General features: G+C 63.0%; 19 protein-coding genes. 10 read left to right on the top strand and 9 right to left on the bottom strand.

Going from position 1 to position 21,254, the window contains the following annotated elements; translation table 11 throughout:
* The first annotated feature begins 15 nt into the window (after nt 1–15).
* Genes mrdA through O4H31_RS17105 form a run of 3 tightly spaced genes read left to right on the top strand, consistent with a single transcriptional unit; the run spans nt 16 to nt 4,043 of the window.
* The gene (gene mrdA / locus O4H31_RS17115) at nt 16–1,965 is read left to right on the top strand and encodes a penicillin-binding protein 2 (protein ID WP_269347746.1); all 1,950 of its coding nucleotides are present in this window, start codon (nt 16–18) and stop codon (nt 1,963–1,965) included.
* Nucleotides 1,962–3,101, top strand: a complete 1,140-nt coding sequence (gene rodA / locus O4H31_RS17110; RefSeq protein WP_067916467.1) for a rod shape-determining protein RodA — start codon at nt 1,962–1,964, stop codon at nt 3,099–3,101. Before mrdA ends, rodA begins: the two co-directional genes overlap by 4 nt.
* Before the next feature lie 3 nt (nt 3,102–3,104).
* On the top strand, nt 3,105–4,043 hold the full coding sequence (locus tag O4H31_RS17105; RefSeq protein ID WP_269347743.1) for a 2-hydroxyacid dehydrogenase: 939 nt from the start codon (nt 3,105–3,107) through the stop codon (nt 4,041–4,043).
* A gap of 19 nt (nt 4,044–4,062) precedes the next feature.
* On the opposite strand, the gene O4H31_RS17100 is transcribed toward O4H31_RS17105, so the two are convergent.
* From O4H31_RS17100 to O4H31_RS17080, 5 genes are all read right to left on the bottom strand, one after another.
* Nucleotides 4,063–6,075: a M3 family metallopeptidase gene (locus O4H31_RS17100; RefSeq protein ID WP_269347741.1), complete on the bottom strand. Its 2,013-nt coding sequence runs from the start codon at nt 6,073–6,075 to the stop codon at nt 4,063–4,065.
* A gap of 48 nt (nt 6,076–6,123) precedes the next feature.
* On the bottom strand, nt 6,124–7,161 hold the full coding sequence (locus O4H31_RS17095; RefSeq protein ID WP_269347739.1) for a HesA/MoeB/ThiF family protein: 1,038 nt from the start codon (nt 7,159–7,161) through the stop codon (nt 6,124–6,126).
* The gene (gene dut / locus O4H31_RS17090) at nt 7,161–7,613 is read right to left on the bottom strand and encodes a dUTP diphosphatase (RefSeq protein ID WP_269347737.1); all 453 of its coding nucleotides are present in this window, start codon (nt 7,611–7,613) and stop codon (nt 7,161–7,163) included. Before dut ends, O4H31_RS17095 begins: the two co-directional genes overlap by 1 nt.
* 9 nt (nt 7,614–7,622) lie before the next feature.
* Complete coding sequence (gene coaBC, locus O4H31_RS17085) at nt 7,623–8,816, bottom strand: bifunctional phosphopantothenoylcysteine decarboxylase/phosphopantothenate--cysteine ligase CoaBC (protein WP_269347735.1); 1,194 nt, start codon at nt 8,814–8,816, stop codon at nt 7,623–7,625.
* An 81-nt stretch (nt 8,817–8,897) separates the two neighbouring features.
* Nucleotides 8,898–9,776: an RNA polymerase factor sigma-32 gene (locus tag O4H31_RS17080; RefSeq protein ID WP_067626281.1), complete on the bottom strand. Its 879-nt coding sequence runs from the start codon at nt 9,774–9,776 to the stop codon at nt 8,898–8,900.
* A gap of 98 nt (nt 9,777–9,874) precedes the next feature.
* Here O4H31_RS17080 and cobU point away from each other — a divergent pair, with 98 nt between their 5' ends.
* The 4 genes from cobU (at nt 9,875) to O4H31_RS17060 (ending at nt 13,311) form a co-directional block, all read left to right on the top strand.
* Nucleotides 9,875–10,396, top strand: coding sequence for a bifunctional adenosylcobinamide kinase/adenosylcobinamide-phosphate guanylyltransferase (gene cobU, locus O4H31_RS17075; protein ID WP_269347731.1), 522 nt, complete (start codon nt 9,875–9,877; stop codon nt 10,394–10,396).
* Nucleotides 10,393–10,974: a histidine phosphatase family protein gene (locus tag O4H31_RS17070; protein ID WP_269347729.1), complete on the top strand. Its 582-nt coding sequence runs from the start codon at nt 10,393–10,395 to the stop codon at nt 10,972–10,974. The genes cobU and O4H31_RS17070 overlap by 4 nt, the downstream gene beginning before the upstream one ends.
* A gap of 57 nt (nt 10,975–11,031) precedes the next feature.
* Entirely contained in the window at nt 11,032–11,724 is a 693-nt protein-coding gene (locus O4H31_RS17065; protein WP_269347727.1) for a glutathione S-transferase, read from the top strand.
* Nucleotides 11,725–11,793: 69 nt separating this feature from the next.
* On the top strand, nt 11,794–13,311 hold the full coding sequence (locus O4H31_RS17060; protein WP_269347726.1) for a YifB family Mg chelatase-like AAA ATPase: 1,518 nt from the start codon (nt 11,794–11,796) through the stop codon (nt 13,309–13,311).
* On the opposite strand, the gene O4H31_RS17055 is transcribed toward O4H31_RS17060, so the two are convergent.
* From O4H31_RS17055 to rsmI, 4 genes are all read right to left on the bottom strand, one after another.
* Nucleotides 13,274–14,134: an alpha/beta hydrolase gene (locus O4H31_RS17055; RefSeq protein WP_331283704.1), complete on the bottom strand. Its 861-nt coding sequence runs from the start codon at nt 14,132–14,134 to the stop codon at nt 13,274–13,276. The genes O4H31_RS17060 and O4H31_RS17055 overlap by 38 nt on opposite strands.
* A 53-nt stretch (nt 14,135–14,187) precedes the next feature.
* Nucleotides 14,188–15,123 carry a glutathione synthase gene (gshB, locus tag O4H31_RS17050; RefSeq protein WP_269347721.1) on the bottom strand — a complete coding sequence of 312 codons (936 nt, stop codon included), beginning with the start codon at nt 15,121–15,123 and terminating at the stop codon, nt 14,188–14,190.
* A gap of 103 nt (nt 15,124–15,226) precedes the next feature.
* Nucleotides 15,227–15,604 carry a YraN family protein gene (locus O4H31_RS17045; protein WP_162931891.1) on the bottom strand — a complete coding sequence of 126 codons (378 nt, stop codon included), beginning with the start codon at nt 15,602–15,604 and terminating at the stop codon, nt 15,227–15,229.
* Nucleotides 15,605–15,650: 46 nt separating this feature from the next.
* Entirely contained in the window at nt 15,651–16,508 is an 858-nt protein-coding gene (rsmI, locus tag O4H31_RS17040; protein ID WP_269347718.1) for a 16S rRNA (cytidine(1402)-2'-O)-methyltransferase, read from the bottom strand.
* 87 nt (nt 16,509–16,595) lie between these two features.
* Between rsmI and O4H31_RS17035 the strand changes: the two genes are divergently transcribed.
* The 3 genes from O4H31_RS17035 (at nt 16,596) to O4H31_RS17025 (ending at nt 21,239) form a co-directional block, all read left to right on the top strand.
* A complete protein-coding gene (locus O4H31_RS17035; protein WP_269347716.1) occupies nt 16,596–17,777 on the top strand; it encodes a penicillin-binding protein activator in 1,182 nt (393 codons plus the stop codon).
* A gap of 1 nt (nt 17,778) precedes the next feature.
* Nucleotides 17,779–20,559: a [protein-PII] uridylyltransferase gene (locus O4H31_RS17030; RefSeq protein WP_269347715.1), complete on the top strand. Its 2,781-nt coding sequence runs from the start codon at nt 17,779–17,781 to the stop codon at nt 20,557–20,559.
* A 128-nt stretch (nt 20,560–20,687) separates the two neighbouring features.
* Complete coding sequence (locus O4H31_RS17025; protein ID WP_269347714.1) at nt 20,688–21,239, top strand: CHAP domain-containing protein; 552 nt, start codon at nt 20,688–20,690, stop codon at nt 21,237–21,239.
* Nucleotides 21,240–21,254 lie beyond the last annotated feature (15 nt).

Below are 21,254 nucleotides of genomic sequence, written 5' to 3'. Positions count from 1 at the left end.
TCGGGGAGCGATGAGATGAGACGTAGCCGCGCCGACAATGATGCAAACCACACGCGCCTGACCCGGCGCGCTGCCCTTTTGGGCGGGGCGCAACTGCTGTTCATGGGCGGTCTGGCCGCGCGGATGCGCTATCTGCAGGTCGATCAGGCCGACCAATTTCGCCTGCTCGCCGAAGAGAACCGCATCAACATCCGCCTGATCCCACCCTCCCGCGGTGAGATTTTCGACCGCAACGGCGTACAGCTTGCCGATAACGTCCCCTCCTACCGGATCGTCATGGTGCGCGAAGATGCAGGCGACGTGGCGGCGGTGATGGAGCGTTTGGCCCAAGTTATCGAAATTGATGACGAGACCCGCGAACGCGCCATGACCGAGATGGCCCGCTCAGCGCCCTTCCTGCCCGTTACCATCGTCGATGACGTCAGTTGGGAGGTCGTGAGCAAGGTCAGTGTCAACGCCCCTGCCCTGCCCGGCGTCACCCCCGAAGTGGGCCTGACCCGCGTCTACCCGCGCGGCGCGGATTTCGCCCATGTGGTGGGCCGCGTAGGCCGGGTGAGCCAAGCCGACCTCGACGCGCTGGAAAACCCCGATCAGGTGCTGCGCATCCCGCGCTTTCAAATCGGCAAAATCAACGTCGAAGCCCGCGCCGAGAACCTGCTGCGCGGCGCGGCGGGCACCAAACATGTAGAGGTGAACGCCACAGGCCGCGTGATGCGCGAATTGGAGCGGCGCGAAGGTCAGGCCGGGGCCGACCTGCAATTAACCGTGGACGCCAATCTGCAACGCTATGTGCAGGCCCGTCTGGGCGAAGAGAGCGCCGCCGTGGTCATCATCGATTGCGAGAATGGCGATCTGGCCGCACTCGCCTCGTCGCCCAGCTATGACCCGAACCTCTTTATCGGCGGCATCTCTTCGGCGGACTATAACCCGCTGCTAAACTCCAAATACCGCCCGCTGGTGAACAAACCCGTACAGGGCACCTACCCGCCCGGTTCGACCTTCAAGATGATCGTGGCGCTGGCCGCCATCGAAGAGGGCATCGTCGCCCCCGATGAGACCGTCTATTGCCCCGGCCATCTGGAGGTCGCGGGACGGCGGTTCCACTGTTGGAAACGCGCAGGCCATGGCTGGGTCAACCTTCAGGATTCGCTCAAGCAATCTTGCGACGTCTATTACTACGATCTGGCTGTGAAGGTGGGGATCGAGAAGATCACTGCCATGTCCAACCGCTTTGGCCTTGGAATCAAACATGATCTGGCGCTCTCTTCGGTGGCGGGAGGGCTGGCACCGACGAAGCAATGGAAACGCTCGGCCCGCGGCGAAGAGTGGGTCGTCGGTGACACGGTCAACGCCTCCATCGGGCAGGGTTTCACCCTCTCCTCCCCCCTGCAACTTGCAGTGATGAGCGCGCGGATCGCCACGGGGCGCGCAGTCACGCCGCGGCTGATTAAATCCATCGATGGGGTGGAGCAACCCAGCGGCGCGGGCGAGCCGATGGGCCTGAACGAAAACAACCTGCGCCAATTGCGCAAGGCGATGTACGACGTGGTCAACGACCGCCGCGGCACCGGCTATCGCAGCCGCATCATCGACGACACGATGCGCATGGCAGGCAAGACCGGCACCAGTCAGGTGCGCAACATCACCGCCGCCGAACGCGCCCGTGGTGTAACCAGTAACGCCGACCTGCCGTGGGAGCGCCGCGATCACGCGCTTTTTGTGTGCTTTGCGCCCTATGACAAACCCAAATACGCGGCCTGCGTGCTGGTGGAACACGGGGGGGGCGGGTCAACCGCCGCCGCCCCAATTGCGCGCGACGTGATGTTGCAGGCCATGGCGGGCGGCGAGCCGCCGCTCGAAGCCTACCCCAAGTCTGATCGGGGCCGCATCGCCACCCAACAAGAAGAGCTGCGCGACACCGCGCCGGAGACCTCGGCCAGCGTAGCGGGAGACGATCAGGCATGAGCTATCTTGAGCATACGGTCAAATCCGTCCCCACGGGGCTGCGCAAGATCCTTTTCATGAACTGGCCGCTGGCGATCCTGTTGACCAGTGTCGCGGGCGTGGGGTTCTTGATGCTCTACTCGGTCGCGGGCGGGTCATTCTCTCCTTGGGCCGAACCGCAGATGAAGCGTTTTGGCATGGGCATTGCGATCATGTTCACTGTGGCGATGGTGCCGATCTGGCTCTGGCGCAACCTGTCGGGCGTGGCCTATGGGGCGACCTTGGTGCTGCTGGTCGCGGTCGAACTCTTTGGCTCTGTCGGCATGGGCGCGCAGCGTTGGATCGACATCGGCTTTATGCGGCTGCAACCGTCGGAACTGATGAAGATCACGCTGGTGTTGTTTCTGGCCGCCTATTACGACTGGCTGCCGGTCAAAAAGGTGTCGCGCCCCTTTTGGGTGCTGCTGCCGATCCTGATCATCGTGGTCCCAACCGCTTTGGTCCTGAAACAGCCCGACTTGGGCACCTCGATCCTGCTTTTGACCGCGGGCGGCGGGCTGATGTTCCTTGCTGGTGTGCATTGGGCCTATTTCGCCGCCGTCATCACCGCCGCCATCGGGCTGGTCACTGCCGTCTTCCAATCGCGCGGCACCCCGTGGCAACTGCTGAAAGATTACCAATACCGCCGTATCGACACCTTTCTCGACCCCAGCCAAGACCCGCTTGGCGCGGGCTATCACATTACCCAATCCAAGATCGCGCTCGGCTCGGGCGGCTGGTCTGGGCGTGGCTATATGCAGGGCACCCAATCGCGGCTGAACTTCCTGCCCGAAAAACACACCGACTTTATCTTTACCACGTTGGCCGAAGAGTTCGGTTTCGTCGGCGGCGTCTCACTACTTGGGCTTTATGCGCTGATCATCCTGTTCTGCGTGGCCTCGGCGGTGAAGAACAAAGACCGGTTCTCAAGCCTGCTGACACTGGGCATCGCGCTCAACTTCTTTCTCTTTTTCGCCGTTAACATGTCGATGGTCATGGGGCTGGCCCCCGTGGTTGGCGTGCCGCTGCCGATGGTGAGCTATGGCGGCTCGGCCATGCTGGTGCTGCTGCTGGCCTTTGGGCTGGTGCAATCGGCGCATGTTCATAGACCGAGGTAATTCATGACGATCAATATTCTCTTCGCCGCCAAAGCCGAACGCTGGGACGGCTACGAAAAGCCGTTGAACGACGCGCTGCGCAAGGCCCTGCCGGGGCGGGATTTCACACTCGCCACCGACCTGCCGCCCGAAGAGGTCGATTATATCGTCTATGCCCCCAACAGCGACTTGCAGGATTTCACCCCCTACACCCGCGCCAAAGCGGTGCTGAACCTCTGGGCCGGGGTGGAGGCGATCACCGGCAACGAAACCTTAAAAATCCCGCTGACACGGATGGTCGATTTCGGCCTGACCCACGGCATGGTCGAATGGGTCACGGGCCATGTGCTGCGCCATCATCTGGGGATGGATGCGGACATTCTGCGCGAAGACGCTAAATGGGAGCCGCGCACCCCGCCACTGGCACGCGAGCGGGGCGTGGCGGTGCTGGGCATCGGTGCGCTCGGCCAAGCGGTGGCCGCAGCGTTGGTGGGTCTGGGCTTCGATGTGACCGGCTGGTCGCGGAGCGAAAAGCAGATCGAGGGCGTGCGCTGCCTGCATGGGGACGACGGCCTGACAGAGACGCTGAAACGGGCCGAGATCGCCGTCCTGCTGATGCCCGACACCCCCGCCACGCGAGATGTGCTGAATGCCGAAACGCTAGCGCAGATGCCCAAAGGCGCGTTTATCATCAACCCCGGACGTGGCCCACTGATCGATGATGACGCCCTACTGGCGGCGCTCGACAGCGGGCAGATCGCCCATGCGACGCTGGATGTCTTCCGCGTGGAACCGTTGCCCGAAGATCACCCCTATTGGGCGCATCCGCGCGTCACCGTAACCCCGCATATCGCGGCGGCCACGCGCAATGAGACCGCCTCGGAAGTCATTGCCGAGAACATCCGCCGCAGCGAGGCCGGAGAGGCTCTGCTGCATCTGGTAGACCGCGACCGGGGGTACTAACCCCCGGCCGCGTCAAGGCTCAGGCCGCCAGCCCGCGCCCTTTGAGCAGCGCCTCGACCCCCGGCAGGCGCCCCCGGAACGCGGTATAAAGCTCTGCCGGATCGCGGCTGCCGCCGGTCGACAGGATGTGGGTCTCCAACGCCTCGGCGCGCTCCGCGTCAAAGGCGCCGCCCGCTTCTTCGAAGGCGGCGAAAGCGTCGGCGTCCATCACCTCGGACCACATGTAGCTGTAGTAGGCGCTGGAATATCCGTCGCCCGAGAAGACATGCGCGAATTGCGGCGTGGCGTGGCGCATCCGGATCGCCTGCGGCATGCCGATGCTGCTGAGCACCTCGGCCTGTTTCGCCATCGGATCGGCAGGCGGGGCACCGTCGTGGAACTCCAGATCGACGAGGGCCGAGGCGATATATTCCACCGTCTGGAACCCCATGTCGAAGGTCGACGCCGCCAGTACCTTGTCCAGCATCTCACGCGGCATCGGCTCGCCCGTGCGCGCGTGGGTCGCGAATTTCTGCAAGACCTCGGGCTGGTCCAGCCAATGTTCATAAAGCTGGCTGGGCAATTCCACAAAGTCCCGCGCCACCGAGGTGCCGCTGACGCTTTCATAGGTCACGTCCGACAGCATTTGGTGCAACGCATGGCCGAACTCGTGAAACAGCGTGCGCGCGTCGTCATAGGACAACAGCGCCGGGTCGCCCTTGGCGAAATTGCAGACGTTGATCACCACCGGCGCCTGCGCGCGGGGGAACTTCGCTTGGCTCCGCATCGCCGAGCACCATGCGCCCGAACGCTTCGAGCCGCGCGCGAAATAGTCGCCGATAAAGACCGCCACATGCTGGCCGTTCCGCGTCACCTCCCACGCCCGGCAATCGGGATGGTACAGTGGCACTTCGAGCGGCGCGAACGCCAGCCCGAACAACCGGTTGGCACAGTCGAAGGCCGCGTCGATCATCCGATCGAGCTGGAAATAGGGCTTTAGCGCCGCCTCATCGAGGTCATGCTTTGCCGCACGGCGCTTTTCGGCGTAGTAGCGCCAATCCCATGGCTCCATCGCCCCGTTCACGCCGTCCTCGCGCATCAGCGCGGTCAGTACCTCGGCATCGGCATCGGCCTGCGCCTTGGCCGGTTTCCAGACCGACATCAGCAAGTCGCGCACGGCGTCCGGCGTCTTTGCCATTTCGGTTTCCAGCTTGTAGGCGGCGAAATTTTCATAGCCCAGAAGTTCCGCGCGCTCCTTGCGCAGGGCCAGCGTTTCGGCAGCGATGTCGCGGTTGTCGGTTTCCCCGCCATTGGCACCGCGTGCTTCCCATGCACGAAACGCCTTTTCGCGCAGGTCGCGACGGTCTGAGAATTGCAGGAAGGGTGTGATCAGCGACCGCGAGAGCGTGACCACCGGGCCATCCGCACCCTTCTCCTTGCCCGCCGCGCGGGCGGCGTCGAGCGCGAAATCCGGCAAGCCGGTCAGATCGCCCTCCGACAGCGGCATGAACCAATCCCGCTCATCGGCCAGCAGGTTTTGCGTGAACTGCGTGCCCAGCACCGCCAGCCGCGCCTTGATCTCTTTCATCCGCGCGGCGGCCGCCCCGGTCAACGCCGCGCCAGCGCGGACGAAGCCGCGATGCGTCAGCATCAGCACGCGGGCCTGCTCCTCGGTCAGCGCGAGCGTGTCGCGGGCCTCCCAGATGGCAGCGATGCGGGCAAAGAGCTTAGCATTACCCGAGATCGCCGATTGATGCGCAGCAAGCTTGGGCGAGAAATCGCGCTGCAACGCCTCGCGCGCGCCGTTGCTGTCGGCCCCCGCGACGGTGAAAAACACGCTCAACACCTTGTCGAGCGCGTCGCCGGACGCTTCGAGCGCCTCGATCGTATTGGCAAAGCTGGGCGCCTCGGGGTTCTCGGCGATGGCGTCGATCTCGGCCCGGTGGGCGGTCAATGCCTCCTCAAGCGCGGGGGCGAAATCATCGTCTGAAATGCGGTCAAAGGGGGCGATGCCGAAAGGCGTGTTCCAGTCAGCGAGCAGCGGATTTGTCATATAAATCTCCTTTGCGCTCTAGATGGGGCGCGGGGCGGAGACTTGCAATCACCCGCTGCAGGTTTCGCAGTCCGCCCGCCGCTTGAGCCCGATCTTGCGGGTCTCACCGTAAAGCCCGTCGTAGATCATCATCTCGCCGCGCAGCACGTTGCCCGCGCCGGTGATCAGCTTCACCGCCTCAAGCGCCATCATAGTGCCGATCACGCCGGGCAGCGGCCCGATCACCCCGGCCTCGGCACAGGAGGGAGCCAGCCCCGCGGCAGGCGCTTGCGGAAAAATACAGCGATAGCAGGGCGCACCGCGCGCGGGATCAAAGATGCTGAGCTGCCCCTCCCACTGGCTGAGCGCGCCTGAAATCAGTGGCTTACCAGCCCCGACACAGGCGGCATTGACCCGGTAACGGGTGTCGAAATTATCGGTCCCGTCGAGCACGAGGTCATAGTCGGCCACCAGCTCGGCGGCGATCTCGTCGCTGAGGCGACGGTGGTAGGGGCGCACGGTGATATGGGGGTTTTGCGCCAGCATCTCGGCTTGGGCCGAAAAGACCTTGGGCGTGCCGATGGCCGCGTCTTTGTGGATTACCTGCCGTTGCAGGTTCGCGTTCTCGACCGTGTCGTCGTCGATCACCCCGATGGTGCCAACGCCCGCCGCCGCGAGATATTGCAGCGCCGGCGCGCCGAGGCCACCCGCCCCCACGACAAGCACTTTGGCGTTTTTCAACGCCTTTTGCCCGGCCCCGCCGACCTCGCGTAGCACGATATGGCGGGCATAACGGTTAAGTTCACTGTCCGAAAAACGGCCCGAGGTCTGGGGCGCCGTCGGTTCGCGCGGCCGGGCGCGGGCGCGCAGGGTTTCCAGCCCCTGCCGGTAGAGCATCACCAGCGCAACGAAGCCGCCCAGCAGCAGCCAAGGCGCGGCGCTGCCTCCGGTGGCCAGCCGCAGCGGGTGCGTGGCCGGAAAGGCCAGATGTAGCCCCACCAAAGCCAGATACATAACCGCAACGAGCCCCGCACGCAGCCCGCGCGGCAGGCCAAGAAACCCGCCGCCAAACCACAGAGCGGCAGCGATGATCAAAACAGCCAGCATCAGTGCGCCCCCGTCGAGCCGAAACCGCCCGCGCCGCGCGAGGTTTCATCAAGGCTGTCGGCCAGATCGAACCCCGCCTGCATCACCGGAGCCACGACCATCTGCGCGATGCGCATGCCGTGTTCGACGGTGAAAGCCTCGTGCCCCATATTGCCCAAGATCACCCCCACGATACCGCGATAATCGCTGTCGATGGTGCCGGGGCTGTTGATCAAGGTGATCCCATGTTTCAGCGCAAGGCCCGAGCGCGGGCGGACCTGCACCTCGAATTCCTGCGGGATCGCCATATGCAATCCAGTCGAGATCAGCGCCCGCGCGCCGGGGACCAGCGTGACCGGACCATCGGGCAGGTTAGCCCGCAGGTCCGCGCCCGCCGCGCCTGCGCTTTCATAGGCGGGCAGTGGCAGGCTGCGGTCCGCGCCATCGGCCCAGCAGAGTGTGATCGTGCTCATAGCGTCCCCTTAGGCAAGTGCTGCGGCGATGCGTTCGGCCAGACGGGCGGCCACGGCATCCTTGCCCATGCGCGGCCAGTCCTCTGCGCCCTCGTCGGTGATCAGCGTCACGGCATTCTCGCGGCCGCCCATAATGCCGGTGGCGGGGGAAACGTCGTTGGCAACGATCCAGTCACAGCCCTTGCGCGCGCGTTTCGCGGTGGCATGGGCCAGCACATCGTCGGTCTCTGCCGCAAATCCCACGACGAGCGCGGGGCGGCCTTCGCTGCGCTGGCTTATGGTTTTCAGGATGTCGGGATTTTCCGCGAATGTAAGACTGGGCAGCCCGTCTTTGGATTTCTTCAGCTTACGGTCTCCTGCCCCCTGCACGTGCCAATCGGCCACCGCAGCGGCAAAGACGGCGGCATCGGCGGGCAGTGCGGCGTCTACCGCCTGCATCATCTCTTGCGCCGTTTGCACGCGCACCACCTTGACCCCCTCGGGCGGCGCGACCTCTGCCGGGCCGGTGACAAAGGTCACCTTTGCCCCCAAAGCCCTCAGCGCGCGCGCGATGGCCGTGCCCTGCGCACCGGAAGAGCGGTTGGCGATGTAGCGCACCGGGTCGATCGGCTCATGGGTCGGGCCGGAGGTAACGAGGATGCGTTTGCCCTTGAGGGGTCCGTTGCCAAGCTGCGCCTCAACAGCGGCGACGATCTCAAGCGGTTCGGCCATACGGCCCGGGCCGAATTCACCGCAGGCCATGTCACCGTCATTCGGGCCCACCATGGTGATGCCATCGCCGCGCAACGTGGCGATGTTGCGCTGTGTCGCGGGGTGCTGCCACATGCGCACATTCATCGCAGGCGCCAGCAATACGGGCTTGTCAGTGGCCAACAGCAGGGTCGAGGCCAGATCATTCGCCGAACCCTGCGCCATCTTGGACATCAGATCAGCCGTGGCGGGGGCGACCACCAGCAGGTCTGCCGCGCGGCTGAGTTGGATGTGGCCCATCTCGGCCTCATCCCCCAGATCGAAAAGATCGCGAAACACCTTCACCCCGGTCAGGGCAGAGACGGAAAGCGGGGTCACGAACTCTTCGCCTGCGCGGGTCAAAACCGGGGTCACCTTGGCCCCGCGTTCGCGCAGGCGGCGGATCAGATCAAGGGATTTATAGGCGGCAATGCCACCGCCGATGATCAGCAGAATATGTTTGCCCGACAGCATAAAGGCCCCCCGTTTGCGTTCGGGAGACCTTAATCCGGGGCGGCGAAATCTGCCAGCCCCGGTGGGCATCGCTGTAGGGGGTCAGGCGAGAAAGGCAAAAACCTCGCGCGATTGCAGTTCAAGCGACTTGCGCATCTTGCCAAAGGCCGCGGCCTCAAGCTGGCGCACCCGCTCTTTGCTGAGGCTCAGCTCATCCCCGAGGCTTTCCAAGGTGCGTGCAGGGTCGCGCAGTTTACGCTCGCGCACGATGAACTGCTCCCGTTCCGACAGCCCCTGCATCGCCGTCAGCAGCCAGTTGCGCAGTTGCGCGGTGTCATGGCTCTCCTCGACACGTTCCGCCGCCTGCGCGCTTTCGTCAGCCAGCGCTTCAATCCACTCGCGGCCCTCGTCCTCAGCCGATTGCGTAGCGTTCAGCGAATAGTCAGAGCCCGACAGACGCCCTTCCATCATCTCGACATCATGCAACGGCACGCCGATCTCGGTCGAGATCATCTGGCGCAGCTGGTGCTTGTCCAATGTCTCGCCCATTGCCGTGGCTTCGCGCTCCAGCCGGGCTTGCACGCGGCGCATGTTGAAAAATAGAGATTTCTGGGAGGAGGTCGAACCGGTCCGTACCATCGACCAGTTGCGCATCACATGGTCCTGAATGCTCGCCTTGATCCACCAGACCGCATAGGTCGAGAACCGCACGCCGCGGTCGGGGTCGAATTTGTCGGCCGCTTTCATCAGACCCAGACCGGCCTCTTGGATCAAATCGTTCATCGGCGCGCCGTAGCGTTTGAACTTGCCCGCCATTGAGATCGCCAAACGCATGTAGGCGGTGATCAAACGATGCAGAGCGGCCTCATCCCGCTGATCACGCCACGCATAAGCCAGTTCCAACTCTGTCTCGGCGTCGAGCAATTCGGCCTTCATTGCGGTGCGGGTGAGTGAAAATTCGCGAGCGGTCTGCAATGACATTTGGTATCCCCCTTGAGAAATGCGTGGCGCACCTTGTGATGGGCCGTTGGTGGAGATACGCAGAGACATGCCATTTGGTTCAAATATTTGGTGAGAAGATGTTGCCTAGAACTACCTTTGCCCTAGGCGGGGCGGCCTCGGGCAAGTCGGAATGGGCAGAGGGCCTTGTAAATTCCAGCGGCCTGCCAAAGACTTACCTTGCCACCGGACGCATTTGGGACGACGAAGTTCAAGAACGCGTGAACAAACATCAAGCAAGACGTGATGCAGGATGGCGCACCGTTGAATGCCCGCTTGATCTGACCGAACCGCTGGCGAAACTGCCCGCAGGCGAAATCGTGCTGATCGACTGCGCGACCATGTGGCTTAGCAATCACCTGATGGAAAACAGCGATCTAATAGCCGCGCAGGCACAGCTTTTGACGGCTCTGCGCGCCTGCGCCGCGCATTGGGTCATCGTCTCGAACGAGGTCGGCCAAGGCATCGTGCCCGAAAACGCCATGGCGCGGCAATTCCGCGAGGCGCAGGGGCGGCTCAACATCGCCTTGGCCGCCGAGGCGGATACCGTGGTGCAGGTTGTCGTGGGCCTGCCGCAACTGCTGAAAGGGGAGATGCCGTGACCATTTGGCATTGGGTGCGACACGGCCCGACCCATGAGAAAAACTTTGTCGGCTGGCGCGATGTCCCGGCCGACCTTTCCGATGCCCCCCGTCTAGCACGTTTGAACCTGCACCTGCCTGACGACGCGCTGCTTGTGTCATCGGACCTGATGCGCGCGGTGGATACGGCGGATGCGCTGGCCCTGCCCTCTCGTCGCCGCTTGCCCCATGAACACGGGCTGCGCGAACTGCATTTCGGCGCTTGGGACGGGCTGCATTTTTCCGAGGTTGCCGCGCGCGACCCCGACCTCAGCCGCGCCTATTGGGAGACGCCCGGCGATGTCGCGGCCCCCGAAGGGGAAAGCTGGAACCAGACCAAGGCCCGCGTCGACCGGGTGGTGGCACGGATCAACGCGGCCCACCCCAACGCCCATGTGATCGCCGTGGCGCATTTCGGGGTGATCCTCACGCAGGTGCAACAGGCCCAAGGCGGCGGCCCGCTTGAGGCGATGGCCCATAAGATCGACAACCTCTCAGTCACACATTTGGTACATGAAAGCGGCACTTGGCGGATCAACGGCATTAATCACACGCCCTAGCCTGCACCGCCGCACAAAGGGCTTTGCTTGGCAGCCCGCTTCTGCCTAATTTCGCCTATGACATATGATCTTTATATCGGCGATCGCACCTTCTCCAGTTGGTCCCTCAGGGGATGGCTGATGCTTGAGAAATTCGGTCTGCCCTACCGCGCGCATCTGGTCGGCCTCTACAGCGGGACCATGGCCCAAGACCTTGCCCCCCTCGCCCCGGCGCGGTTGGTGCCTGCTTTGCGCCTGCCCGACGGCACCGTGGTGGGAGAGACGCTGGCCATGGCCGAAACGCTGGCCGAACGGCATCCCGATGCCGGGCTCTGGCCCGCTGATCCAGCCGCCCGGGCCACGGCGCGCTGGCTATGTGCTGCGATGGCTTCCGGCTTCGGCGCGCTGCGCGGAGCCTGCCCGATGCAATTGCAACATGTGTGGGAGGGGTTTGACCCGGATGCTGATACTCGGCAGGACCTAGAGCGCATCGAAGACCTGTGGCGACATGCCCGCAGCCAGGCGCGCAGCGCAGGGCCATGGCTTTTCGGGGCCTACTCGCTCGCTGACGTATTCTATGCCCCGGTTGCCGCGCGGATCGTCGGCTATGACCTGCCAGTCTCGGCTGATGCGCAGGCCTATTGCGACACCACGATCCATGATCCGGCCTTCAAAACATGGCGCGCTGCCGGGTTGGAAACCGCGTATGAGCCGTTCCCCTATGAGCTTGGTTTGCCCAAACGGGACTGGCCCGTCGCCAAGGCGGCCTAAGACCTGCATTAACCATTCCTAAACCCGTCTTGCCTACCGATTAACCATAGCAAGGCGGGAGAACGCGCAATGGTATCGCGGGCCTATACGGTCGCATTTCAGGGGGTTGAGGCGCGCATTGTCGAGGTGCAATGCGCGGTCACTGCTGGCCTGCCCGGTTTCTCCATCGTCGGACTGGCGGACAAGGCCGTGTCAGAAGCGCGCGACCGGGTGCGCACCGCGCTCAGCGCCATGGCCATCGCCTTGCCGTCAAAACGCATCACCGTGAACCTTTCCCCGGCAGACCTGCTCAAGGAGGGCAGTCACTTCGACCTGCCCATCGCGCTGGCACTTCTGTCAGCGCTCGACATCCTGCCAGAAGACATCACCCAGAATGTGGTCGCCTTGGGAGAGCTTTCGCTTGACGGTACGCTGATGCCGGTGGTCGGTGCCCTACCCGCGGCGATGGCTGCCGCCACCCACGACCGCAGCCTCCTATGCCCCGCAGGATCGGGAGCAGAGGCCGCTTGGGTCGGCAACACACAGGTCATCGCCGCGGCCAATCTAGGCGACGTTGTTCGCCATTACACAGGCCAAGTGCCGATCACCCCCGCAGAGCCGGGGGAGGTGCCATTGACCGCAGCAGGCCGCGATCTGCGCGAAGTCAAAGGTCAGGAACGCGCCAAACGCGCGCTGGAAATCGCCGCCGCCGGACGGCACCACCTGATGTTGGTCGGCACGCCGGGTTCGGGCAAATCCATGCTGGCCGCACGGCTGCCGGGCATCCTGCCGCCGCTCACCGCGACAGAGGCGCTGGAGACCTCGATGATCCACTCCCTCGCCGGGCTTCTGGATGAGGGGGGCATTTCCCGCAGCCGCCCCTTTCGCGAGCCGCATCACACGGCCTCGATGGCCGCGATCATCGGCGGCGGACGCCAAGCGCGACCGGGTGAGGCATCCCTCGCGCATAATGGCGTGCTGTTCATGGATGAGTTTCCAGAGTTCAATCGCACGGTCCTCGAAACCCTGCGCCAGCCGATCGAGACTGGCGAGGTCATGATCGCGCGCGCCAACGCCCATGTGAAATACCCCTGCCGCTTCATGCTGGTGGCCGCCGCAAACCCGTGTAAATGCGGTTATCTGCCCGATCCGGCTCGCGCCTGCGCCCGAGTCCCGGCCTGCGGCGAAGACTACCTAGGCCGCATTTCGGGCCCGCTGATGGATCGTTTCGACCTGCGCGTCGACGTGCCCCCCGTCAGCTACAGTGACCTCAACCTGCCCGCCAACGGCGACACCTCTGCCGAGGTTGCGGCAAGGGTCGCTGCCGCGCGGACGCTCCAATCAACCCGCTACGCCCAGCATGACGGCATATCGGCCAATGCCGACGCGTCGGGGGAATTGCTTGAAACCGTCGGCAGCCCGGATGCGGAAGCGCGCGACCTGCTGCTGCGTGCGGCTGAACGGTTTTGCCTCTCCGCGCGTGGGTATCACCGGGTCATGCGCGTGGCCCGCACCATCGCCGATCTCGAGGGCGCGGCCGAGGTGCGTCGCCCCCATATGGCCGAAGCGATCAGCTTTCGCCTGCCCGATCCGGCGGCAAGGCGCTGATCCACTCGGCGAGGGTCGCAAGGGTCTCGCGCGCCTCCGGCAGGTGGTTTTGGAACAGCGGCCAGACATGCGGCAGATCATGGACCTGTTGAAAGGTGACCGGCACCCGCGCGTCGCGCAAACGGGCCGCAAGGCGGCGGCTGTCGTCACGTAGGATTTCGCTGTCACTCACGGTAAGCCAGACCGGCGGCGCCCCTTTGAAATCCGCGAGGATCGGACTTGCCCGCGGGCTCTCTGCGCTCTGCCCCCGAAGATATAGCCGCGCCATCTCTGCCGCGCGGGCGGCGGGCAACAGCACGTCCCTTTCGGCATTCTGCGTGAAGCTCGCGCCGGAAAAGGTCATGTCCAACAAAGGGGAAAGCCCAAAGGCCCCCGCAGGCAGCGCCGCGCCTTCGCGACAAAGCTCCGCCAAAAGGTCAAAGACCAAAGCACCGCCTGCGCTGTCGCCGCCAATCACGATGTCACGCGCGGCGATGCCTGTCCGACACAGCGCGTCCCAAGCCGCGCGGATGTCTTCCGCAGGTTTGGGAAAGGCCGCCTCCGGCACCCGCGCATAGCGCGGCAGCACCGCCTGCGCGCCCGTCAGCAGCGCCAAACGCGCGACCATGGCACGGTGGGTTTCCGGGCTGCCGAAGACAAATCCGCCGCCATGGATGTAGAGGATCACGCGACTATTCGAAGGGCCCTGCGGCGTAAGCCAAAGCGCCGAACCCGCCCCCGGCAAGCCCCGCCATTCGGCGAAGACATCGCGCGGCCCTTTGAAAAAGAGCCGCGCCTGCATCTCCATCGTGGCCCGCAGCATTTGAGGGTTTGCGCGGGCCAACAAAGGCTTCTCTGTCAGACGCAGGCAGCGGTTCAAAAGATGTTGGCGCAGGCTCACCCGCGGCGGGCCTCGATCGCCTCCCAGATTTTGCCGGCGATATTCTCGCCGTCGAACCGTTCCAATTCCTGAATGCCGGTGGGAGAGGTCACGTTGATCTCGGTCAAATAGTCGCCGATGACATCGATACCGACGAAGACCTGACCCTTTTCTTTCAGCAATGGGCCAATGGCGGCGCAAATCTCCAGATCGCGCTCGGTCAGCCCGACCTTTTCCGGCCGCCCGCCGACATGCATATTCGACCGCGTTTCGCCTTCCGCCGGTACGCGGTTGATCGCGCCAACGGGCTCCCCGTCCACAAGGATGACGCGCTTGTCGCCTTTCGACACGGCGGGCAGGAATTTCTGAACGATCAGCGGCTCCCGAGAGAAGCCGGTGAACAATTCATGCAACGAGGTGAGGTTGCGGTCATTGGCGTCCAGCCGGAACACCCCGGCGCCGCCATTGCCATAGAGCGGTTTTAAGATCACATCGCCGTGCTTCGCCTTAAAGGCTTTGATGGTCGATAGATCCCGCGCAATGGTGGTGGGCGGCGTCAGGTCGGGAAAATCGAGAACCAATAGTTTCTCGGGATAGTTGCGCACCCAGAAGGGATCGTTGACCACCAATGTGGTGTCTTTCAGCCGGTCCAGCAAATGGGTCGAGGTGATGTAATGCATGTCGAAGGGCGGGTCTTGGCGCAGCCAAACCACGTCGAAATCGGCCAGATCGACCTCACGTTCATCTCCGAACTGGGCATGATCGCCCTGCACGCGCTGTACGGTAAAATCATAGCCCCGCGCGGTGATCCGCCCCTCTTGGTATGCCAGATGATCGGGTGTGTAAAAGAACAGTTCATGCCCCCGCGCCTGCGCTTCTTCAGCCAGCCGAAAGCTGCTGTCGGCGTTGATGTTCACGTCCCCGATCGGGTCCATTTGAAAGGCGATTTTCATCGGCGTCCCCCGCTGCTTACCTGTCGTGATCCGACCCGGACCGACGGTGCAGGCGTTTGGGATCGCTTCTTAGATGGCGCAGCAGGGGCCTATACGCAATGGGTCAGCCGTGCCCAAAAGCGTTTTCAATGATTTCCGTGGCTCCCTGCCCATCGACAAGCGCCACGTCAAAGCGCACTTCGGTCAGGCTGCCAGCAGGTTCACCGGCAAGGAATTCTTCGGCAGAGCGGTAGATGCGCTGCATCTGTCGGGCAGAGAGGCTTTCAGCGGCACGCGCAAAACTTCGGCTTTGCTTCACTTCGACAAAGATCAGGGCAGCCCCATCGCGCAGGATCAGGTCAATCTCTCCGGCGCGGCCACGCCAGCGGCGGCGCGCGATGGCAAAGCCGCGTCTTTCGTAGTCTTGCGCGATCCTATTTTCGGCTGCGATCCCGGCATGATAGGCCATGCGGCCCCGTTGGCGTTTGGCCGCAGTTCGCATCATTCCTGTGTCACCCTGCGCCATGTTCGTTACTCCGACCGTTGTCCTAACCTTTACCCAACGCCAATGCCGCCTGATAGACTTGCCGCCGAGGCAGGCCATGGGCCTGCGCCACCACATCGACAGCGTCACGCATCGACATCTCTTTAAGCGCCCGTTGCAAATCTGTTTCTAGGTCAAGGTGATTAACAGACTCTGAACGGCTTCGATCAATAAGAACGACCACTTCGCCTTTTGGCGTTTGGGCCTGATAGGTCTCCGCAAGGTTTTCAAGCGTATCGCTTTGAATTTCTTCGAACTTCTTGGTCAACTCTCGGCACATGGCTGCTTTACGCCCCGCGCCCAGCGCGGTTGCCGCATCGCGCAGCATGGCCCCAAGCCGTTTGGGTGATTCGTAAAACACCAAGGTTCCCGGCACGTCGCGCAGCTTTTCCAGTGCCGCGATCCGTGCGGATTTACTATTGGGCAGGAAGCCCGCGAAGAAAAACGCGTCCGTCGGCAGGCCGCCCAGCGCCAGCGCGGTCAGCACCGCCGAGGGCCCCGGTGCGCAGGTCTGCATCACCCCCGCCTCGGCGGCGGCACGGCTAAGCTCGAAGCCCGGATCGGCGATCAGGGGCATGCCCGCCTCTGACGCATAGGCAACCGATTTGCCCTCACGGACCGCCGCGATAAGCCGCTCTTGCACGGATGTGCCGCTGTGGTCGTGCAGGGCGATTACCTTGCGTCCATTGAGTGGCACCCCGTGGATTTCCATAAGCCTGCGCAGGCTGCGCGTGTCTTCTGCCGCCAATAGATCCGCCGCGGCGAGCGTGTCCAGTGCGCGCAGCGTGATATCGCGTGCGGTGCCGATTGGGACGCCCACGAAATAAAGTCCTGGGGCTAGATCTGTCTTGAGGAATTTCAACGCTGGACCCGCCTTTCGCAGTGACTATGATCGCGGCCATGTTCCGGCGACCGTCGTCGTCTTGCCACCACCGGGGAGTGAATACAAATGATTGCCTGTTTCCGAGCCTTCCGCAAGAAGATGCACCTGCTCTTATTGCCTCTATTCGCGGTCCTGCTCGCGGCCTGTCAGCCCGTCGCCATCGGCGGCGCCAATTCCGGCGGCCCGCGCATTGACCCTTCTGCCCCCGTTCCAGTCGCGCTTTTGGTGCCGCGCGGCGGCTCTGCTAGCGACGAGTTGCTGGCCAAAAACCTTGAGAACGCCGCGCGCCTTGCGATGCGGGACCTTGGCGGCGTCGAAATTGACCTGCGCGTCTATGGCACCGCGGGCAATGCCAGCAAAGCCGCTGCCGCTGCCTCTCAGGCGGTGAATGAAGGGGCCAAAATCATCCTCGGGCCGGTTTACGGCGAGGCGGCCAATGCGGCCGGCGTGGCGGTGGCCTCTTCCGGGGTCAATGTGATCTCTTTCTCGAACAACCCGACCATCGCGGGCGGCAATGTCTTCGTGCTTGGGCCGACCTTTGCCAATACCGCCAACCGTTTGGTGAGCTTTGCCAAGCGCAATGGCAAAGACAAAATGGTTGTGCTGCATGGTCAAGACCTTGCCGGTCAACTGGGCCGTGATGCGATTGTTCAGGCGATCAGCGCCAATGGCGCGACACTGGCGGGCACCGTGGATTACGCGCTGAGCCAAGAGTCTGTCGTGGCTGCCGTGCCGCGGGTCAAGGCGACGATCGAAGGCAGTGGCGCGAATGCACTGTTCCTCACCACGTCCTCGGCCAGTGCCCTGCCGCTTTTCGCAGAACTGCTGCCCGAAGCTGGGATCCAATCGGCGACCACACAATACATCGGCCTGACCCGTTGGGACATCCCGCAGCAAACGCTGGCCCTGCCCGGCGTGCAGGGCGGCTGGTTTGCCCTGCCCGACACAGCGGCAAGCGGTGCCTTCTCTAACCGCTACAAAGCGGCCTATGGCAGCGACCCCCATCCTTTGGCCGGGCTGGCCTTTGACGGGATCGCGGCGATTGGGTCCTTGGTAAAGGGTGGCAAATCCAACGCGCTTTCCGGTGCGGCCCTCACCCAAGGGGCCGGCTTCCAAGGGGCCAGCGGCATCTTCCGTCTGCGCCGCGATGGCACCAATGAACGTGCGCTGGCCGTGGCCACGATCCGCAACAATCGGGTTGTCGTGCTAGACCCGGCGCCGCGCGGCTTTGGCGGGGCTGGTTTCTGAATTGGACCTCGCGAAACCGACAACAACATCAGGCGCGCGTCGACACCCGCGCCTGATTTGCGCGCCCGAACAAATCTTCGACGATACGGCCGTCTGGCAGGCCCTTTCGCAACGCGACAGCACGTTGGAAGGTGCCGCGCTGCGGGCCGAGATCGTCCCCCTCATCCAAGAAGCCCAACAGGCAGGCCGCAAGGCAATCGCCGCGGGCTTTGCGGAATCGCCCTTTGATGCACGGGCGATGACCTCTTCCTACACCTATCTTACCGACCAACTGCTGCGCTGCGTCTCGCAGATCGCCACGCAGGTTTTGCACCCCAATCCGAACCCGACCGAGGGTGAACGGCTCGCCATGATCGGCGTGGGGGGCTATGGCCGGGGAGAGATGGCACCCTTTTCCGATGTCGATCTGCTTTTCCTCATCCCCTACAAGGCCACCGCTTGGTCGGAGAGCGTGATTGAATCGATGCTCTATATCCTGTGGGATTTGAAGCTGAAGGTAGGTCACGCCACCCGCACCATCGAAGATTGCCTGCGGCTTGGGGCCGATGACTACACAATCCAAACCGCTCTGCTGGAAAACCGGTTTATCGATGGCGATCTCACTCTTGCCCAAGAGCTTTCCGAACGCCTTAAGAACGACCTTTTTTCGGGCGCCGGAAAGGATTTCATCGAAGCCAAGCTGGAGGAGCGCGACAACCGCCACCTGAAACAGGGTGAGCGCTATATGGTCGAGCCCAACGTCAAGGAAGGCAAAGGCGGGCTACGCGATCTGCATTCGCTCTTTTGGATTGCCAAGTTCATCCATGACGTGGACCGGGTCGCCGATCTGGTCGATCTCGGTGTCTTTCGCGCCGATGAATACGACACCTTCCGCGAGGCCGAGGCCTTTCTCTGGGCCGTGCGCGGGCATCTTCACCTGATTGCAGGTCGCGCGACGGAACAGTTGACCTTTGACATGCAGGTGCAGGTTGCCCAAGCGATGGGCTATCAGGATATCGGGGGCCGGCGGGGCGTCGAGATCTTCATGCAGGCCTATTTCCGCCACGCAACGGCGGTGGGGGATCTGACCCGTATCTTTGTCAGCGGGCTTGAAGCGTCACACATGAAGGCCGAGCCGCTGCTGGAGCGGATCTTTCGCCGCCGCCCGAAAATGCGCGAAGGGTTTCAGGTGGTCCACAACCGCATCGCGCTAAAGGACGACCAAGAGTTTCTACAAGACAAGCTGAACCTGCTGCGCATCTTCGAAGAGGCCCTGCGCACCGGTATGTTGATCCACCCTGACGCGATGCGGCTGATCAAAGCCAACCTCGCGCTGATCGACGATGACATGCGCCGCACGCCAGAGGCGCGGCGCATCTTCCTTGATCTGCTGTTGAAACACGGCAATCCTGAACGCTCCCTGCGGCGGATGAACGAATTGGGCGTCTTGGGCGCCTTCATCCCCGAGTTCGAGCCGATCGTCGCGATGATGCAGTTCAACATGTACCACTCCTACACGGTGGACGAACATACCATCCAGTGCATTGCCAACCTCGCCCGGATCGAAAAGGGCGAGTTGGAAGAGGAACTGCCCGTCGCCTCTTCGATCTTGAAGCGCGGGGTGAACCGCAAGGTGCTGTATGTGGCACTGCTGCTGCATGACATCGGCAAAGGGCGACCCGAGGATCATTCAATCATCGGCGCGAAACTGGCGCGTCGCATTGGCCCTCGCTTGGGGCTGAAACGTGATGAGGTCGATACCGTCGAATGGCTGGTGCGCTATCACCTGCTGATGTCTGACATGGCCCAGAAACGCGATATCGCCGATCCACGTACGGTGCGTGATTTTGCCAAGGCGGTGCAGACGGTCAAACGGCTCGACCTGCTCTGTGTGCTCACGGTCTGCGACATTCGCGGCGTGGGGCCGAACACGTGGAACAACTGGAAAGCGGTGCTGATCCGGGCGTTATATCGCCAGACCGAGCGGGCACTTGAAACCGGGCTTGAAGACCTCAACCGTGAGAACCGGGGGGCGGAGGCCAAGAAAGCCCTGCGCGCCGCGCTTTCCGACTGGCCGCGCAAGCTTTTGCAGCAAGAGACAGCCCGCCATTACCCGCCCTATTGGCAGGGTCTGCATGTCACCGCTCACGTCGCCTTTGCAGAACTGCTGCGCGACATCGGCAATGACGACATCCGCATCGATTTGCACCCAGACGAAGATCGCGGCGCCACGCGCGCCAGCTTTGTCATGGCCGATCACCCCGGCATCTTTGCCCGGCTCGCAGGCGCATTGGCGCTGGTCGGGGCCAATGTCGTCGACGCGCGCAGCTATACCACCAAAGACGGCTTTGTGACCGATGCCTTTTGGATTCAGGACAGCGAAGGCAACGCCTATGAAGCTTCGCGCCTGCCGCGCCTGCGCGACACGATCGAAAAGACCCTGCGCGGTGAGATCGTCGCCCGCGATGCGTTGAAATCCCGCGACAAGGTCAAGAAACGTGAACGCGCGTTCAAGGTGCCGACCCATATCACTTTCGACAATGAAGGCTCGGAAATCTATACGATCATTGAGGTCGACACCCGTGACCGGCCCGGCCTTCTTTATGATCTGACCCGCACCTTGGCTGGCTCAAACGTCTATATTGCCAATGCCGTGATCGCGACCTTTGGCGAGCAGGTGGTCGATACCTTCTACGTCAAAGACATGTTCGGCCTGAAATATTACACCGAGGCCAAGCAGCGCACCTTGGAAAAGCGCCTGCGCGAAGCGATTGCCGCAGGGGTTGAGCGGGCCGAGGGCTAGGGTTCCTTCGGCACGCTTTGACCGGCAAAATCCCGCCACCCTCTATTTCCGCGCTTTGCTTTTGACATCGGATCCACAAAATCCCTTTCAACCCGGCAGAAGCGCGGGATTCCATGAATGAGGGACATATGAGCGTCACACGCGCAGCACTGCCGAACCGGGGCCTGATGGCCCTTTGCGCCACACTTCTTTTGACGGCAGCCTGCGCCAAAGCGCCTGACATCCCGCAGTCCTATGATTTCTCTGGGATAGATCCGCAGCGCCATTTCATGGCCGTGCAAACAGCCCAAGACATGCGGGCCAAGGGTCAGCGCGTTTGGTGCGTGCCCTTTGCCCGCAATGTCAGCGGCATCCAGATTCGCGGCAATGCAGAGACATGGTGGGACAAGGCCAAGGGGCTTTATCCACGCGGCAATGAGCCGGTCGTCGGCGCCGTCATGGCCTTTAGCGGGACCAGCTCGTTGCCCATGGGGCATATCGCTGTGGTTTCCGATGTCGTCTCACCGCGCGAAATTCGGGTGGATCACGCCAATTGGAAACGCAATCAGGTCTCGCTCAAGATGGCGGTGATCGATGTATCCAAGGCCAACGACTGGTCTGCCGTGCAGGTCGAAAGCCAGCCCGGCGCCTTTGGCAGCACCTATCCGATCAATGGGTTCATCTACCCCACCGGGGGATAAGCGCCACCTTGCCAA

Source organism: Sulfitobacter dubius (assembly GCF_027214245.1).
GTDB classification, from domain to species: Bacteria; Pseudomonadota; Alphaproteobacteria; order Rhodobacterales; family Rhodobacteraceae; genus Sulfitobacter; species Sulfitobacter dubius_A.
The sequence above is the reverse complement of the archived record's forward strand: the minus strand, read 5'-3'. Positions and strand labels throughout refer to the sequence as shown.

Bases quoted from the DNA above. Each gene is read 5' to 3' on its own strand.
- mrdA (WP_269347746.1), top strand. From the start codon at position 16: ATGAGACGTAGCCGCGCCGACAATGATGCAAACCACACGCGCCTGACC.
- rodA (WP_067916467.1), top strand. From the start codon at position 1,962: ATGAGCTATCTTGAGCATACGGTCAAATCCGTCCCCACGGGGCTGCGC.
- O4H31_RS17105 (WP_269347743.1), top strand. From the start codon at position 3,105: ATGACGATCAATATTCTCTTCGCCGCCAAAGCCGAACGCTGGGACGGC.
- O4H31_RS17100 (WP_269347741.1), bottom strand. From the start codon at position 6,075: ATGACAAATCCGCTGCTCGCTGACTGGAACACGCCTTTCGGCATCGCC.
- O4H31_RS17095 (WP_269347739.1), bottom strand. From the start codon at position 7,161: ATGCTGGCTGTTTTGATCATCGCTGCCGCTCTGTGGTTTGGCGGCGGG.
- dut (WP_269347737.1), bottom strand. From the start codon at position 7,613: ATGAGCACGATCACACTCTGCTGGGCCGATGGCGCGGACCGCAGCCTG.
- coaBC (WP_269347735.1), bottom strand. From the start codon at position 8,816: ATGCTGTCGGGCAAACATATTCTGCTGATCATCGGCGGTGGCATTGCC.
- O4H31_RS17080 (WP_067626281.1), bottom strand. From the start codon at position 9,776: ATGTCATTGCAGACCGCTCGCGAATTTTCACTCACCCGCACCGCAATG.
- cobU (WP_269347731.1), top strand. From the start codon at position 9,875: ATGTTGCCTAGAACTACCTTTGCCCTAGGCGGGGCGGCCTCGGGCAAG.
- O4H31_RS17065 (WP_269347727.1), top strand. From the start codon at position 11,032: ATGACATATGATCTTTATATCGGCGATCGCACCTTCTCCAGTTGGTCC.
- O4H31_RS17060 (WP_269347726.1), top strand. From the start codon at position 11,794: ATGGTATCGCGGGCCTATACGGTCGCATTTCAGGGGGTTGAGGCGCGC.
- gshB (WP_269347721.1), bottom strand. From the start codon at position 15,123: ATGAAAATCGCCTTTCAAATGGACCCGATCGGGGACGTGAACATCAAC.
- O4H31_RS17045 (WP_162931891.1), bottom strand. From the start codon at position 15,604: ATGCGAACTGCGGCCAAACGCCAACGGGGCCGCATGGCCTATCATGCC.
- O4H31_RS17035 (WP_269347716.1), top strand. From the start codon at position 16,596: ATGATTGCCTGTTTCCGAGCCTTCCGCAAGAAGATGCACCTGCTCTTA.
- O4H31_RS17025 (WP_269347714.1), top strand. From the start codon at position 20,688: ATGAGCGTCACACGCGCAGCACTGCCGAACCGGGGCCTGATGGCCCTT.